At 61.8% G+C, this 16269-nt stretch carries 16 protein-coding genes; 9 read left to right on the top strand and 7 right to left on the bottom strand.

The window, feature by feature from the left end; translation table 11 throughout:
• Position 1: 1 nt before the first annotated feature.
• Positions 2-1441: a cytochrome ubiquinol oxidase subunit I gene (locus B348_RS0117710; RefSeq protein WP_017737408.1), complete on the bottom strand. Its 1440-nt coding sequence runs from the start codon at positions 1439-1441 to the stop codon at positions 2-4.
• Positions 1442-1758: 317 nt separating this feature from the next.
• Between B348_RS0117710 and B348_RS0117705 the strand changes: the two genes are divergently transcribed.
• Entirely contained in the window at positions 1759-3000 is a 1242-nt protein-coding gene (locus tag B348_RS0117705; protein ID WP_017737407.1) for an MFS transporter, read from the top strand.
• Here B348_RS0117705 and B348_RS0117700 read toward each other — a convergent pair whose 3' ends face one another.
• A complete protein-coding gene (locus tag B348_RS0117700; protein ID WP_026136860.1) occupies positions 3001-3447 on the bottom strand; it encodes a DUF4879 domain-containing protein in 447 nt (148 codons plus the stop codon).
• Positions 3448-3669: 222 nt separating this feature from the next.
• Between B348_RS0117700 and B348_RS0117695 the strand changes: the two genes are divergently transcribed.
• Positions 3670-4965 carry an NCS2 family permease gene (locus tag B348_RS0117695; protein WP_017737405.1) on the top strand — a complete coding sequence of 432 codons (1296 nt, stop codon included), beginning with the start codon at positions 3670-3672 and terminating at the stop codon, positions 4963-4965.
• On the top strand, positions 4962-6041 hold the full coding sequence (trmA, locus tag B348_RS0117690) for a tRNA (uridine(54)-C5)-methyltransferase TrmA (protein WP_017737404.1): 1080 nt from the start codon (positions 4962-4964) through the stop codon (positions 6039-6041). The genes B348_RS0117695 and trmA overlap by 4 nt, the downstream gene beginning before the upstream one ends.
• A 138-nt stretch (positions 6042-6179) precedes the next feature.
• Here the strand turns inward: trmA and B348_RS0117685 are convergent, their stop codons facing one another.
• Both B348_RS0117685 and B348_RS0117680 read right to left on the bottom strand, forming a co-directional pair.
• Entirely contained in the window at positions 6180-6644 is a 465-nt protein-coding gene (locus B348_RS0117685) for a DUF2442 domain-containing protein (RefSeq protein ID WP_026136859.1), read from the bottom strand.
• On the bottom strand, positions 6641-7069 hold the full coding sequence (locus B348_RS0117680; protein WP_017737402.1) for a hypothetical protein: 429 nt from the start codon (positions 7067-7069) through the stop codon (positions 6641-6643). The genes B348_RS0117685 and B348_RS0117680 overlap by 4 nt, the downstream gene beginning before the upstream one ends.
• 240 nt (positions 7070-7309) lie before the next feature.
• Here B348_RS0117680 and aroQ point away from each other — a divergent pair, with 240 nt between their 5' ends.
• Together aroQ and B348_RS0117670 are read left to right on the top strand one after the other, a co-directional pair.
• A complete protein-coding gene (aroQ, locus tag B348_RS0117675; protein ID WP_017737401.1) occupies positions 7310-7750 on the top strand; it encodes a type II 3-dehydroquinate dehydratase in 441 nt (146 codons plus the stop codon).
• Positions 7747-8595 carry a shikimate dehydrogenase gene (locus tag B348_RS0117670; RefSeq protein WP_017737400.1) on the top strand — a complete coding sequence of 283 codons (849 nt, stop codon included), beginning with the start codon at positions 7747-7749 and terminating at the stop codon, positions 8593-8595. Before aroQ ends, B348_RS0117670 begins: the two co-directional genes overlap by 4 nt.
• 73 nt (positions 8596-8668) lie before the next feature.
• Here the strand turns inward: B348_RS0117670 and B348_RS0117665 are convergent, their stop codons facing one another.
• Both B348_RS0117665 and quiC read right to left on the bottom strand, forming a co-directional pair.
• Positions 8669-9334, bottom strand: a complete 666-nt coding sequence (locus tag B348_RS0117665; RefSeq protein WP_017737399.1) for a TetR/AcrR family transcriptional regulator — start codon at positions 9332-9334, stop codon at positions 8669-8671.
• A gap of 80 nt (positions 9335-9414) precedes the next feature.
• Positions 9415-11316, bottom strand: a complete 1902-nt coding sequence (quiC, locus tag B348_RS0117660) for a 3-dehydroshikimate dehydratase QuiC (RefSeq protein ID WP_017737398.1) — start codon at positions 11314-11316, stop codon at positions 9415-9417.
• A 212-nt stretch (positions 11317-11528) separates the two neighbouring features.
• On the opposite strand from quiC, the gene B348_RS0117655 reads away from it, so the two are divergent.
• Positions 11529-12863 (top strand): MFS transporter, encoded by a 1335-nt coding sequence (locus tag B348_RS0117655; RefSeq protein WP_017737397.1) that lies wholly within the window; start codon positions 11529-11531, stop codon positions 12861-12863.
• A gap of 2 nt (positions 12864-12865) precedes the next feature.
• Here the strand turns inward: B348_RS0117655 and B348_RS0117650 are convergent, their stop codons facing one another.
• A complete protein-coding gene (locus B348_RS0117650) occupies positions 12866-13744 on the bottom strand; it encodes a DMT family transporter (protein WP_017737396.1) in 879 nt (292 codons plus the stop codon).
• Between the two features lie 183 nt (positions 13745-13927).
• On the opposite strand from B348_RS0117650, the gene B348_RS0117645 reads away from it, so the two are divergent.
• From B348_RS0117645 to B348_RS0117635, 3 genes are read left to right on the top strand one after another with little or no spacing between them, the layout of a single operon-like run.
• Positions 13928-14341 (top strand): lipoprotein, encoded by a 414-nt coding sequence (locus tag B348_RS0117645; protein ID WP_017737395.1) that lies wholly within the window; start codon positions 13928-13930, stop codon positions 14339-14341.
• A gap of 57 nt (positions 14342-14398) precedes the next feature.
• The gene (locus B348_RS0117640; RefSeq protein WP_017737394.1) at positions 14399-15292 is read left to right on the top strand and encodes a neutral zinc metallopeptidase; all 894 of its coding nucleotides are present in this window, start codon (positions 14399-14401) and stop codon (positions 15290-15292) included.
• Entirely contained in the window at positions 15293-16267 is a 975-nt protein-coding gene (locus B348_RS0117635; protein WP_017737393.1) for a hypothetical protein, read from the top strand.
• Positions 16268-16269: the final 2 nt, after the last annotated feature.

The raw sequence follows: 16269 nt of genomic DNA, 5'->3' as shown, positions 1-16269 counted from the left end.
CTCAATGCCCCTTGTGCTGGATGTGGGTGTGGTCGTCATCGCTGCCATCATCGGCGGCAGACAACGGACGGGCTGGCGTGCGTTTCTGGCCAGGACCACCGTGGGTCGGCTCATCGCCTTCGTGGGTCTGCGGGCCTTTGCGCACCAGGCGCATCATGTAGCCCAGGCCGGCGCCGAACAGCGCGAAGTACACCACCACGAACAACACCAGCGTAATCGTCATCTGCACCAGGCTATGCCCGGAGGACGCATCCGCCGTGCGCATCAGGCCGTAGACCACCCACGGCTGACGGCCGATTTCCGTGGTGAACCAGCCGGCGAGAATCGCGATCAACCCCGACGGGCCCATCCACAACGCCAGGTACAGGAACGGCTTGGACGTGTACATCTTGTCGCCCCGGCGCAGCCACAGGCTGAACAGACCGGTGAAGATCATCAGGAAGCCCAGGCCGACCATGACCCGGAACGACCAGAACACGATGGTCGAATTGGGACGGTCTTCAGGCGGGAACTCCTTGAGGGCCGGCACCTGTTTGTCCAGGGAGTGGGTCAGGATCAGGCTGCCCAGGTAGGGGATTTCGACGGCGTACTTGGTCTTTTCCGCCTTCATGTCCGGCCAGCCGAACAGGATCAGCGGAGTCGGCTCGTTGCCTTTGTTTTCCCAGTGGCCCTCAATCGCGGCGATTTTCGCCGGTTGGTGCTTCAGGGTATTGAGGCCGTGGAAGTCACCGATCACCGCCTGGATAGGCGCGACGATCAGGGCCATCCACATCGCCATCGAGAGCATCTTGCGGATTGCCGGGTTGTCCTTGCCGCGCAGCAGGTGCCAGGCGGCCGAGGAGCCGACGAAAAACGCGGTGGCCACAAACGCGGCCGTGGCCATGTGCGCCAGGCGGTACGGGAAGGACGGGTTGAAGATCACCGCCAGCCAATCGGTGGGAATGACCCGGCCGTCGATGATTTCGAAGCCCTGGGGCGTCTGCATCCAGCTGTTGGACGCAAGGATCCAGAAGGTGGAGATCAACGTACCGACGGCCACCATCACCGTGGCGAAAAAGTGCAGCTTGCGCCCCACCTTGTTCCAGCCGAACAGCATTACCCCAAGGAAACCGGCCTCAAGGAAGAAGGCCGTGAGCACTTCGTACGTCAGAAGCGGCCCGGTAACGGCGCCAGCGAAGTCCGAGAAGCGGCTCCAATTGGTGCCGAACTGGTAGGCCATGACCAAGCCAGACACCACGCCCATGCCGAAGTTGACGGCAAAGATTTTCGACCAGAAATGGTAGAGGTCGCGGTAGGTGTCGTTGTGGGTCTTGAGCCACAGGCCTTCCAGCACCGCAAGGTAACTGGCCAGGCCGATGGTGATCGCCGGGAACAGGATGTGGAATGAGATGGTGAACGCGAATTGAATTCGGGCGAGATCTAGCGCCTCCAAACCGAACATAAGTCTTCCTCTGTCAGGTAATACCGGCTGCTGGCGGGAGCCTGCACCCACTGCCCCCACGGATATGGAGTCTGGCGAATTTCAATTCGTTCTTTTTTTAACCAACCACGTAGGGAATCTGGCCCTAAGGCCGCCAGAGCAATCCCTGGGCAGGTTTTGATCTGGATCAAGCATTGCTGAAAGAGTAGTCCCATTTTCAATGTAGGACGGCGTGGTCTTTTGCCGCGTGACAGACTGCCTCAGCTCAGTTTCAGCAACTATCTGTTACAACTTAATGCTAATCTCGGCCTCTCCTCCGGCCCTGACCTGAATTCCCGATGCCCAGTGAACCCGTGTTGCTGTTGCGCCACCACCGCCCTTTCATCGCGTTCTGGCTGGCGCGCATCTTCACCGCCAGCGGTTTCCAGATGCTCACCGTGGCCATCGGCTGGAACCTCTACCAACTGACCGGCAACGTGCTCGACCTGGGTTTGGTCGGCTTGGTGGAGTTCGTCCCGCGCGTGCTGTTCATGCTGCACACCGGGCATGTGGCCGACCGCTATGAGCGGCGCAAGGTCGCGGCCATCTGCCAGACCGTGCAGGCGCTGATTGCGCTGTCGCTGGCCATCGGTGGCCTGACCGGCAATGTCACCCGCGAGATGATCTTTATCCTCGCCTTCCTGCTCGGCGCCGCCCGCTCGTTTGAAATGCCCACTACCCAGGCGCTGCTGCCAAGCATCGTGCCCAGCGCCTTGTTCCCGCGCGCGGTGGCGTCGTCGCAGTCGGCCCAGCAACTGGCAACCATCGTCGCGCCAGCCCTGGGCGGTTTGCTCTACGCATTTGGCAGTGTGTGGGTGTACGGCCCCACCGTGGTGCTGTACCTGATTGCCTGCGGGTTGACCCTCAACCTGCCCGCCCGCCAGACCCCGCTCAACAAAGGCAAGGCCACCCTGGATTCACTGCTGGCCGGCATCCGCTTTATCCGCAGCCGCCCGGACATCCTTGGCGCCATCTCCCTGGACCTGTTCGCCGTGTTGCTGGGCGGCGCCACTGCGTTGTTGCCGGTGTTCGCCAAGGACATCCTGCTGACCGGCGCCTGGGGCCTGGGCCTGCTGCGCTCGGCGCCCGCGGTGGGCGCGCTGTTGATGTCGTTGTGGCTGGCGCGCTTCTCGGTAGACCGCCATGTCGGCCGCGTGATGTTCACCGCCGTCGGCGTGTTCGGCGTGGCAACCATCGCGTTCGGCCTGTCCACCTCGTTCTGGTTTTCGTTGGCGGTGCTGGTGGTACTCGGCGCGGCCGACATGATCAGCATGGTCATCCGTGCATCGTTCGTGCAGTTGGAAACGCCGGATGAAATGCGCGGGCGCGTCAGTGCGGTCAACGGCCTGTTTATTGGCGCGTCCAACCAGTTGGGTGAGTTCGAATCGGGGATTACCGCCCACTGGTTCGGCACCGTGCCAGCAGTGGTCATGGGCGGCGTCGGTACGCTGATCGTGACCGGGACGTGGATCAAACTGTTCCCGACCCTGGCCAATCGCGACCGCATGCATGTGCCGGTCGAGGAAGCGGCGAAGGTCTGATCAGCGGATATTGAGCAGGGTTTTCAGGGTGTTCTGCGGGCCGTTGATCGACGAGTTGCTGTATTCGAACCAGCCCTGGGCTTCGACATTCAGGTCGAACACATAGATGTAGCCCATCAACGTGCCCGCGCCGTTGCACACCTCGCTGACGCTGCCAACCTGGCACACCGGCGTGCGCTGGCCGTTGAGCACGGCACCGTCGAATCGGCCTACGGGGTTGTTGCCCAGGCCGACTTCCATCACCGAGACCTTGGTGGGCCCACGGTGGGTGCACATCTGCGTGCCTTGTGCACGTTCCGGGATGGTTTCGGTGCAGCGCGCCGACTCGACCTTGAACACCCGCACCTCGCTCAACGGCGGTGCGGTCGCGCCCCACACCGGTGCTGCGCCGAGCCACAGGCCGAGACAAGGGATCAGAGCTAGACTCCACGCGTTGGCTTTTTTCATGCTGTCGATGACCCTGATTTAAACGTCGGCGCAGTATGCCTCAAGGCCATGATCCTGAGGGATTGTTCACAAGGGCGAGGCCAACCACCACAGGGCCTCGGCTGCTGGTATGATGCGCCGCTTTTTCCGATCCTCTCTGAAACCACAGGCGCTTGGCGCAGTTTGTGCTTTGACTTAGAGGTCAACAAATCACGACGCAAAATAGCGTCACAGGGAGCCGGCATGCTGGAAAAGCTGTTTCAACTCAAAGCCCACAACACCAATGTGCGCACCGAGATTCTCGCGGGTATCACCACGTTCCTGGCGATGGCCTACATCCTGTTCGTCAACCCGAGCATCCTCAGCCAGACCGGCATGGACAAGGGCGCGGTGTTTGTCGCGACCTGCCTGGCAGCGGCCATCGGTTCGACCGTGATGGGCCTGATCGCCAACTACCCGATTGCGCTCGCGCCGGGCATGGGCCTCAACGCCTTCTTTACCTATACCGTGGTCCTGCACATGGGTCATACCTGGCAGGTGGCACTGGGTGCGGTATTTATTTCGGCGGTGTTGTTCTTCCTGCTGTCGATCTTCCGCATCCGTGAGTGGATCATCAACGCCATCCCCCTGCCCCTGCGCTCGGCGATTGCCGCGGGTATCGGCCTGTTCCTGGCATTGATCGCCCTGCACAACGCCGACATCGTCGTCAGCAACCCGGCCACCATGGTTGGCCTCGGTGACCTGACCAAAGCCGCGCCTATCCTGGCCACCCTCGGCTTCGTACTGATCGTCGCGCTGGAAGCCCTGGCTGTACGCGGCGCAGTGCTGATCGGCATCCTCGCGGTGACCATTGCATCCATCGCCTTGGGCGTGACCCCGTTCGGCGGCGTCGTGTCGATGCCACCGTCCCTGGGCCCGACCTTCCTGCAACTGGACATCAAGGGCGCGCTGGACATCGGCCTGGTCAGCGTGATCTTCGCCTTCTTGTTCGTGGACCTGTTCGACAACTCCGGCACCCTGATCGGCGTCGCCAAGCGCGCCGGCCTGATGGGCAAGGACGGCCACATGCCAAAGATGGGCCGTGCGCTGATCGCCGACAGCACCGCCGCCATGGCCGGTTCGTTGCTGGGTACGTCGACCACCACCAGCTACATCGAATCCGCCGCGGGCGTGAGCGCCGGTGGCCGCACCGGCTTGACCGCCATCGTGGTAGCGATCCTGTTCCTGCTGGCCCTGTTCTTCTCGCCATTGGCGGGCAGCGTCCCGGCCTTCGCCACCGCGCCAGCGCTGCTGTTCGTGGCCGTGCTGATGACCCAGGGCCTGGCGGAAATCGACTGGGATGACATCACTGTTGCAGCGCCGGTGGTGATCACCGCCCTGGCGATGCCCTTCACTTACTCCATCGCCAACGGCATCGCCTTCGGTTTCATCGCCTGGACCGCCATCAAGCTGCTTTCGGGCCGCTACCGTGAGCTGAACCCGGCGCTGGTGATTCTGTCGATTCTGTTCGTGATCAAGCTGGGCTGGTTCAACGCATGACTTTTGACGCCGCAAGCTACACCGCTCAACTGCAAGACAAGGTCACGCGCCTGCGTGACCTGTTGGCCCCGTTCGATGCGCCTGAGCCACAGGTATTCGACTCGCCGCTGCAGAACTTCCGCCTGCGGGCGGAGTTCCGCCTGTGGCGCGAAGGGGGTGATCGCCACTACGCGATGTTCGCCCAGGACGACAAACGCACGCCGATCCTGATCGAAGAGTTCCCCATCGCCAGCCTGCGTATCAACCAGTTGATGCCGCAACTCAAGGCCGCCTGGCAAGCCAGCGCCGCCCTGAGCCACAAGCTGTTCCAGGTGGAGTTCCTCACCACCCTGGCCGGCGACGCGATGATCACCCTGTGCTATCACCGCCCGCTGGACGAGCATTGGCACACCGCCGCGAACCAGCTGGCGGCGGACTTGAACGTGAGCATCATCGGCCGCTCCAAGGGCAAACGCGCTGTGATCGGCCAGGACTACGTGGTGGAGAAACTCGACGTCGCCGGTCGTACCTTCAGCTATCGCCAACCCGAAGGCGCGTTCACCCAGCCCAACGGCACCGTGAACCAGAAGATGCTCAACTGGGCTTACGAAGCGCTGGGCGACCGGCCGGATGACCTGCTGGAGCTGTACTGCGGCAACGGCAACTTCACCCTGCCGCTGGCAACCCGCGTGCGCAAAGTGCTGGCCACCGAGATCAGCAAGACCTCGGTCAATGCCGCCCTGAGCAACCTCGATGAAAACGCGGTGGATAACGTCACCCTGGTGCGCCTTTCCGCCGAAGAACTCACCGAAGCCCTGAATGAAGTGCGCCCGTTCCGTCGCTTGCACGGCATCGACCTCAAGCGCTACGAATTCGGCAGCGTATTCGTCGACCCACCGCGCGCCGGCATGGACCCGGACACCTGCGAGCTGACCCGGCGTTTCGACAACATCCTGTACATTTCCTGCAACCCAGAGACATTGGCGGCGAACATCGCGCAACTGCATGACACCCACCGTATTACCCAGTGTGCGATGTTTGACCAGTTCCCGTGGACGCACCATATGGAATCAGGTGTGCTGCTGACGCGTCGCTAAATCTCACAGCCACCCACGATCCCCCTGTGGGAACTGGCTTGTGTGGGAGCTGGCTTGCCTGCGATAGCGGTGTATCAGGCACTGCTGGGCTAACTGACAGCCCGCTATCGCAGGCAAGCCAGCTCCCACATTGGATCTTCAAACATCAGTCGAATCCTCGGGTTTCACCGTATCCTTGCGCGGCCGCCCGCCCTTCTTGCCATTGGCACGGGCAGCGGCAGCCTTGGCGGCGCTGCGCTTGCGGCCGTTGCGCGCGGCCACCAGGCTCACGGCCAGGTCCATCAGGGGCTGGCTCGTAGCGATCAGGCCGGTGATGGACACGTCCAGGTCCTGGGGTTCACAGCACAGCGCTTTACCGCCGAAACCGACCTCCAATTGCTGGAAGTCCTCCAAGGAAAACCCCTCGAACTCGGGAAGGCCCGCCACGGGCAGCGAGACCCGGCTACCGTCGCTGAAGCCGATGGAAATGCTCTTGTCCTCATAGCTCACCGAGCTGGCGCGGGCGTACAAATGCCGTGTCTTGCGTCCCCTTGCTATCGCTTTATCGATATCGGCCTCGGTGAGCGGCACGTAGGGCGAAACTTTGGCTTTTATAATTTTCATAAATCAATCCTCACGGAATCTGGTGCCCTCACCAGATTCAAAATTGTCCGTGGCCCCACAACATCGTGCCACGCGCTTGCGATGACATAGACACCTGGCCGGATGACCAACCCCGGCACCAGCTCAGCAGCATCCCAATCCCAGGAATGGTTCTCCAGGCAAACCGTCTGAATTTTCTCCCACCAAATCCTTCGCGCTCGCGCCAGATAGTGCCGCTGCATCAACGCCTGACGAATGCCCAGCAGAACTGCACCGGGCGGCCGCCGCCGTTCAGGATCTACATCCCATAGCTCCACTTCGCCACCCAAAAAGCTGAAACGAAAGCGCGCATCCCAACCCGCGCCCCTGACATGAACATGCGGCGGGCAATGTTCATCCCTGAGCAACACTGAAATCACAAATCCCTTGTAAGTGCCTATTCGCATCGTAACCCATCCGTTAGGTTATTTTCCGCCCGGTAACAATTTCGCCTTTGTCACCCGACAACCGGCTCCAAAATCCTGGTGCTTTTCACAGACTAGTAACCGGGAACCAAGCGTCGAACGCCGTGTTGTTACCGCGCATAACCGTTCGGTAATCGAACATATCTTCCGCCGTCGATTGACCAAATTAACCATTCAGTACATTTTACTTCCACAACTAACAATAACTGTGGAGACCCTCCCATGCCGCCTATCGTGCTGGTGCTCAACGGCCCCAACCTCAACCTGCTCGGCACCCGTGAGCCTGCAACCTATGGCCATGAAACCCTGGCCGACATCGCCGCGCTGTGCGGGCGCAGCGCCGAGAAGCTCGGGCTGAAAATCGAATTTCGCCAGACCAACCACGAAGGCGAACTGCTCGACTGGATCCACGGTGCCCGCACCCGATGCGCCGGCATCGTGATCAACCCCGCCGCGTGGACGCACACCTCTGTCGCCATCCGCGACGCGCTGGTGGCCAGTGAAGTGCCGGTGATCGAAGTGCATTTATCCAACGTGCATGCCCGTGAAGCATTCCGTCATCACTCCTTTGTGTCGCCCATCGCCAAGGCCGTACTGGCCGGGTTTGGCAGCCATGGCTACCACTTGGCCCTTGAACACTTCAGCCAGGTGTTGAACCCATGAAGCCGCGCATTCTCGCCGGCCTGATCGGCGCCGGCATCCAGGCTTCGCGCACCCCCGCCCTGCATGAACAGGAAGGTGACGCCCAAGGTTTGCGCTACCTGTATCGCCTGATCGACCTGGACCCGCTGCACCTGAACGTGGATGCCCTGCCCGACCTGCTGGACGCCGCCGAGTTGATGCAGTTCACCGGCCTGAACATTACCTACCCATGCAAGCAGGCAATCCTGCCGTTGCTCGATGAATTGTCCGACGAGGCCCGCGGCATCGGCGCGGTGAATACGGTGGTGTTCAAGGACGGCAAGCGCATCGGCCACAACACCGACTGCCTGGGATTCGCGGAGGGTTTTCGGCGTAACCTGAGTGATGTCGTGCGGCGGCGTGTGGTGCAAATGGGCGCTGGCGGCGCCGGTGCGGCGGTGGCCCACGCGCTACTGGCCGAAGGTGTCGAGCACTTGAGCATTTTCGACCTGGACAACAGCCGCGCCCAGGACCTGGTAGACAACCTCAGCCAGCGTTTCGGCCCGGGCCGCGCCCAGGTCGGCGGCCACTTGGAAAATGCCATGGCCGAGGCCGATGGTGTGGTCAACACCACGCCGATGGGCATGGCGAAGCTGCCGGGCACACCGGTTCCAGCTGCCTTGCTGAGGGCAGAACTGTGGGTGGCCGAAATTGTGTATTTCCCGCTGGAAACAGCACTGCTGCGGGATGCCCGGGCCCTGGGTTGCCGTACGCTGGACGGCGGCAATATGGCGGTGTTTCAGGCGGTGAAGGCGTTTGAGCTGTTCAGTGGCGAAGCGCCGGACGCGCAGCGGATGTTGGCGCACTTTCAGGCCATGAATCACTAAGGATGCACAGCCAATCCAATCTGTGGGAGCTGGCTTGCCTGCTCCCACAGGGGTTGTGTTCCAACCTGAAGAGTCAGGCCTGCAAGTACCGCATCACGGACTCACAAATCATGTCCCGATGCCGCTGCTTGATGGCCTCATCCGACAGCTCGATCTGAAAAATCTCACTGAAGGTATGGCGGTTGGACACCCGGTAGAAGCTGAATGAGTTGATCAGCAGGTGCACATCCAACGGTTCCAGCCCCGCACGAAACACACCCATCTCAGCCCCACGCCGCAACGTCGCGCCAAGCGCTTCAAGGATGTTGCTGTTCATCGCCTTGATCGACTCCGAACGCTTCACATACTCGGCGTTGTGGATATTTTCGATGCTGACGATGCGCACAAAATCCACGTTCTGGTCGTGGTGATCAAAGGTGAATTCCACCAGCCGACGGATTGCTTCACGGGGCTCCAGGGCGGTGAGGTTCATCCGGGTTTCCGTGTTGCGGATGTCGCCGTAGAGCTTCTCCAGCACCTCGACGTACAGCTGCTCCTTGCTGCCGAAGTAGTAATAGATCATGCGTTTGGAGGTGTGGATGCGCTCGGCGATGGCGTCCACGCGCGCGCCGGACAGGCCTTGCTGGACAAACTCGACGATCGCTTCCTGCAGGATATTTTCGCGGGTCTTTTCCGGGTTGTTCTTACGACTCTTGCGCGGCGTTTCGGACGCAGCGGAGAGGTCGGGAGTCAGGGTCATGGTGCGCTCACGGCCGTTTTTATTGTGCAGGCGCCGATTATGGGCTGCGGCGCTCCCCGAAGGAAGCACCGCGCCATTGCTCACAACCGCGCTTGGCGCACCGCACCGCTGCGGGATTTGGCCATGGCCGCCAGGCGCACGGCCACGTTGGCCGCGCCGTAACCGGCATAACCGTTCTTGCGCTGGATGATCTCGAAGAAGAACCGCCCTTCGAACGGCTCGGTGTACACGTGAAACAGCTCACCGCCGTTGGCATCACGGTCGTACAGCACGTTGTAGTACGCCAGCTCGCTGAGGAACTCCTCGTCAAAATCAAAGCGCGCCGCGAGGTCATCGTAGTAGTTGAGCGGGATGTCCAGCAGCGGCACGCCCGCGTCTTTGGCCCGGCGCACCTCGGCGAAAATATCCGCGCAGTCGAAGGCAATGTGGTGCACACCCGAACCGCGATAGCTCGATAGCGCGTGGGAAATCGCCGTGTTGCGGTTCTCGGAAATATTCAGCGGCAGACGAACGGAACTGCATCGGCTGCGCAGCGCGCGGCTTTTCACCAACCCGTACGGGTCGGGCAACACCACTTCGTCGTCGGCCTCGAAATCCAGCAGGCTCTTGTAGAACAGCACCCAACTGTCGAGGCTGTCGGCCGGCAGCGCCATGGCCATATGGTCGATGCGCAGCAAGCCGCCACCGGCCGCCGGCGCGGTTTGCAGGTTGAAGTCGGTGTCGTACAGCGTGCCTTCGCTCGGGTCCACCAGGTAAATCAGGCTGCCATCCGGCGCACGCACGGCGGCCAGTTCCAGCTCATTGGGGCCGACCAACCCGCGATAGGGCTGGCCCTTGTAGGCCACCGCCCGCTCCAGGGCCTTGGCGCTGTCCTTGACCCGCAGCGCCGTGGCACACAACGACGGGCCGTGCGCCTCGAAAAAGTTGTGGGCGAAGGAATAGGGTTCGCAATTGAGGATCAGGTTGATATCGCCCTGGCGCAACAGGCTCACGCTCTTTGAGCGATGCTGACCAGCCTTGACGAAACCGAGGCGTTCCAGCCAGTGGGTCAGCTTGGCGCCGAGGCTTTCGTCCACGGCAAACTCCAGGAATTCGATGCCGTCGTATTCGCTGGCAGCCGGGGTATCGAACAGAATCTCCACCGGTTGCGCCGGGGCTTGCTGTTGCAGGCGCTCACGGGTTTTCTCTTCCAGGTACAGCAAGGAGCGCAGGCCGTCCGCCGCATTCGCTCGGGTCGGCGCGGCGCGGAAACCGTCGTTGAAAATCTCCAGGGACAAGGGCCCGGTGTAGCCACTCTGGATGATCGGCGCAAGAAAACCCGCCAGGTCGAATTCGCCTTGCCCCGGGAAGCAGCGGAAATGCCGGCTCCACTCCAGCACGTCCATGGCCAGGATCGGCGCGTCGGCCATCTGCACAAAGAAAATCTTGTCACCGGGGATCTGCGCGATGCCACTCGGGTCGCCCTTGAGCGACAAGGTGTGGAAGCTGTCGAGCAGCACGCCGAGGGCGGGGTGATCGACCTGGCGCACCAGGTTCCACACCTGCTGCCAGGTGTTCACGTGCTTGCCCCAGGCCAGCGCCTCGTAACCGATGCGCAAGCCACGGCGGCCGGCATGTTCGGCCAACAGGCTGAGATCGTCGAGCAATATGCGCTCATCGCCGACGCAATCGGCGGAGGCGTTGCTGCACACCAGCACCAGGTCGGTGCCCAGCTCCTGCATCAGGTCGAACTTGCGTTCGGCGCGCTCCAGGTTGCGTGCGAGGCGGTCGCGGCGGCAGCCTTCAAAGTCGCGAAACGGCTGGAACAACGTGATGGCAATCCCCAGGTCGGCACACATTTGCCTAACTTCGCGGGGGCTGCCGTCGTAATACAACAGGTCGTTCTCGAAGATCTCCACGCCATCAAATCCGGCGGCGGCGATGGCTTCGAGTTTTTCCGGCAGGGTGCCGCTCAAGGAAACGGTGGCAATGGAACGTTGCATGGGGCGACTCCCGGCAATTATTGTTTGCGCCAAATTATTCGCCCCCAGTCTACCCACAGCAATTAAAATGTACGAACCGGTTAGTTTTTGGTGCGATTATCGAACACTAAGCCGCTTTGGCGAATTGACGATTTTTTAGCCGCTGCGCACCATCGACTCCGCAACCTGACCCAGAACACACCATAAAAATTTCAAAAAACGGGTACGACCTCATGCCTCTGCAAAATTCCGCCCTGGCCGCGCGCCCCGGCACCCCGCACGCCGGCATCGGCGACAAGATCCGCGGCGCCATGGCCGTGGGCAAGACTCGCTGGGGCATGTTGGCCCTGGTGTTCTTCGCCACCACCCTCAACTACATCGACCGTGCCGCCCTGGGCGTGATGCAACCGATCCTCGCCAAGGAAATGAGCTGGACGGCGATGGACTACGCCAATATCAACTTCTGGTTCCAGGTCGGCTACGCCATCGGCTTTGTGCTGCAAGGCCGCTTGATCGACCGGGTCGGCGTCAAACGCGTGTTCTTCTGCGCCGTGCTGTTGTGGAGCCTGGCCACCGGCGCCCACGGCCTGGCGACGTCGGCAGTGGGCTTTATGGTCTGCCGCTTTATCCTCGGGCTGACCGAGGCCGCCAACTATCCGGCCTGCGTCAAGACCACGCGCCTGTGGTTCCCCGCCGGCGAGCGTGCGGTGGCCACTGGTATCTTCAACGCCGGCACCAACGTCGGCGCGATGATGACGCCGATGCTGCTGCCGCTGATCCTGCACGTATGGGGCTGGCAAGCCGCGTTCCTGTGCATGGCTTCGCTGGGCGCGATCTGGCTGGTGTTCTGGGGTTTGAAGTACTACAACCCGGAAGACCATCCGAGCGTTAAGCAATCGGAACTGGACTACGTGCAACGGGAAGTCGAACCGGAACAACCGGGCGTGCCGTTCAGCCGTATCCTGCGCATGCGCGGCACCTGGGCCTTCGCCATTGCCTACGCGCTGACCGCGCCGGTGTTCTGGTTCTACCTGTACTGGTTGCCGCCGTTCCTCAACCAACAATACAACCTGGGCATCAACGTGACCCAGATGGGCATCCCGCTGATCATCATCTATCTGACAGCCGACTTCGGCAGTGTGGGTGGGGGGATTCTGTCGTCGTTCCTGATCGGTCGTGGCATGAACTCGATCAAGGCGCGCTTGCTGTCGATGCTGCTGTTCGCCTGCTGCATCGTCGGCGTAATCATGGCCGCCGGTTCCAGTCAGCTGTGGGTCGCGGTGTTTGCCATCTCCCTGGCCATCGGTGCGCACCAGGCCTGGACCGCCAACATCTGGAGCCTGGTGATGGACTACACGCCCAAGCACATGATGAGCACGGTGTTCGGTTTCGGCGGCATGTGCGCGGCCATCGGCGGCATGTTCATGACCCAGATCGTCGGCCACATCCTCACCGTGACCAACAACAACTACACCGTGTTGTTCACCCTGATCCCGGCGATGTACTTCATTGCGCTGACCTGGATGTACTTCATGGCCCCGCGCAAGATTCCTACCGTAGACGTCTAACTCTACCGACGCCGCTGCTGCCAGGCAGCGGCCAGCCCGCTCATGCAGATCACCCCGATGCCGACCACCGTGGTCACGTCGGGGGTATGGTTGAACACCAGCCAACCCAACAACCCCGCAAACACGATCTGGCAATAGCCGAACGGCGCCAGCAAGGCCGGCGCCGCGAAGCGGAACGCCTGGGTCAACAGCAAATGCGCGGTCATCCCGCAGGTGCCCAGCGCCAGCATCAACACACCGTGCCACAGCGTCGGGATCTGCCAGAAGAACGGCACCAGCGCACTCATCACCAAGGTATTGCACAGGCCGGCGAAGAAGTTGCTGGTGGTTGGTGTGTCGTATTGGCTGAGGATGCGCGTGAGCAACTGGTAGAAGCAGAAGAACAGCGCCGAACACAGCGGCAGCAGCACCGCCGGGGTGAACAGTTCACCGCCGGGGTGGATGATGATCAACACGCCGACAAACCCGCAGATCACCGCCAGCCACTGGCCACGTGTGACGTGCTCGCCCAGCAGCGGCACCGAGAGGGCTGTCACCAGGATCGGTGCGAGGAAGTTCACCGCTGTGGCTTCCGCCAACGGGATGTAATGCAGCGCCGCCGTAAAGAACAGGCTGGTGCCCAACAGGCACAACGCCCGCACCACCTGCATGCCCGGCCGTTTGCTGCGCAGCACGCGCAGGCCCGATTGCGGCAGGAAAATCCCGGCCATCAGCAAGGTGTGCACCAGGTAGCGCGCCCACACCACCATCACGATCGGGTAGAACCCGGCGAGGTATTTGGACAAGGCGTCGTGGCTGGAGAACAGGAAAGTGGCCACCACAATCAGCAAAATGCCTTTGAAGGGGTGGTTGACGCCGGAGAGGGGAGTGCTGACGGTCATTGAGTTCTCTTGCATGACGGGCTGAACGCGGGCTGCTCAACCCGGTAATCTAGCAGCCGGGCCGGCGTCTGCCCCAAGAGCATAACCAAACACTGTGCGAACAGCGCACTAAATCACGGGATTGAAGTCCAACGTCCCACGTTTGCCCGTACGTTGCACACTTTTTAGCCAAGGCCTGCCGCTATGAAAAAAACCCTGTTCGTTCTGTCTGCCGTCGCCCTGCTTGCCGCTTGCAACCAGGAAGCCAAGGAAGCACCAAAACCCGCGCCCGCCTCCGTGCAAGCGACGCTGGTGCCAGCAACCCCGCCCACCGACCAATGGGTCGGCAAGTGGGTGGGCGTCGAGGGCCTGCACCTGACCATCGCCAAGGACGACAGCATCGGCCGGGGTCACTACCTCCTCACCATGCAATACGGCCTCGACGCCGACGACTCGGGCACCTTCAAAGGTGAAGCCGCCGAAGACGGCATCGCCTTCACCCGCCCGGACGGCCCGCAACTGCTGCGCGCCGGTGACGGCGAAGCCACCGGCCTGAAGTGGCTGGCAGATAAAAAGGACTGCCTGATCGTGGCAACCGGCGAAGGCTACTGCCGCTAATAACGTCCATACTCATCCCACTTACTTGTAGGACCGTTCACCGAGAGGATTGCCCCCATGCTATGGAAAAAAGGCCGACGCAGCGACAACGTGGTGGATGCCCGCGATGACAGTGGCGGCGGCGGTGGCGGTGGCGGCATGCGCTTTGGCGGTGGCAAGGGCCTGAGCCTGACCGCCATCGTGCTGATCGTCGGCATTGGCTGGCTGACCGGCCAGGACCCGTTGCAGATCCTCGGCCAGCTCACCGGCCAGATGGAGCAGGCGCCGTCGGTCAGCACCCAGACGCGCCAGGCGCCGCCGGCCAACGATGAGCAGGCGGATTTTGTCCGCGCGGTGCTCGGCGATACCGAAGACACCTGGGCCCAGGTGTTCCAGGAAAACGGCCTGGCCTACAAGAACCCGAAACTGATCCTGTTCCGCGGCCGGGTGAATTCCGCTTGCGGTGGGGCCACATCGGCCAGCGGCCCGTTCTATTGCCCGGCAGACCAGCAGGTGTACCTGGACCTGGATTTCTTCCGCGAAATGTCCCAACGCTTCCAGGCTGCGGGCGACTTCGCCCAGGCCTACGTGATCGCCCACGAAGTCGGGCACCATGTGCAGACGTTGCTGGGTATCTCGTCGAAAATCCAGGCCGCACGCCAGCAGGGCCGGCAGATGCAGGGCGACGGCGGCCTGCTGGTACGCCAGGAACTGCAAGCCGACTGCTTCGCCGGGGTGTGGGCCAACCGCGCGCAAAAACGCCTGAACTGGCTGGAACCCGGCGACATCGAAGAAGCCCTGAACGCGGCCAACGCCATCGGCGATGACCGTTTGCAGCAACAGGGTCAGGGCCGCGTGGTGCCGGACTCGTTTACCCACGGCACCTCGGCGCAGCGCGTACGCTGGTTCAAGACCGGCTTCGCCCAGGGCCAGATCACTCAATGCGATACCTTTTCCGCCAAGAGTCTTTAAATGAATAAACGATTGGGATTGCTGCTGGGCCTGTTAGTCAGTTGTTCAACCTGGGCGGCCGGACACGGCGCCAAGGAAGCCAGTCTTGATCGATTCCCCCTGGAGGCCGGCGACCTCAGCGTCGGCCTGAGCCAGGATTGGCGCCAGCCGCTACCCGACGTGACCCGTGCGCTGATCATCGTGCACGGTCGCCTGCGCGATGCGCAGACCTACCTGGAAAGTGGCGAGAAGGCCGCCGAAAATGCCGGACAAGGCGCCAGCACCCTGGTCATCGCCCCGCGTTTTCTGATCGAGTCGGATGCGCAGCATGAGCATCTGGACAAGCAGATCCTGCGCTGGACCGACAATGGCTGGATGGCCGGCGAGCCGTCCACCGGCCCGGGCCACATCAGTTCCTACGGCGCACTCGACCAAATCATCAAGCACTTGGGCAACCGCAAGCTGTTCCCGGCGCTGAAGGAAATCGTGGTGGCCGGACATTCCGGTGGCGGCCAGGTGGTGCAGCGCTTTGCCCTCACCAGCCACGACCACCCGAAGCTGCAAACCGAAGGCATCGGCCTGCGGTATGTGGTGGCGAATCCTTCGTCCTACGCCTACTTCAGCCCGCAGCGGCCAATGAAATTCGATGCGGCCAGTTGCCCGGGTTTCAACGACTGGAAATACGGCATGCGGAACTTGCCGGCTTACGCCAAAGGCAGAAGCGTCGAGGCGCTTGAACAGGCTTACGTGTCACGCAACATCACTTACCTGCTGGGCCAGCAGGACACCGACCCGAATCATCACGCGCTGGACAAAGGCTGCGAGGCCGAAACCCAGGGTGCGTATCGGTTGATTCGTGGGCACAACTATTTTGACTACCTCAAGCAGCGGCATCCGCAGTTGGGGCATCGGTTGATTGAGGTGCCGGGGGTGGGGCATAACGGGGATGGGATGTTTACATCGCCTGAAGGCCAGAAAGTCCTGTTTGCACAATAACA

Origin of the sequence: Pseudomonas sp. CBZ-4 (assembly GCF_000346755.1) — a bacterium.
GTDB lineage: Bacteria > Pseudomonadota > Gammaproteobacteria > Pseudomonadales > Pseudomonadaceae > Aquipseudomonas.
The sequence above is the reverse complement of the archived record's forward strand: the minus strand, read 5'-3'. Positions and strand labels throughout refer to the sequence as shown.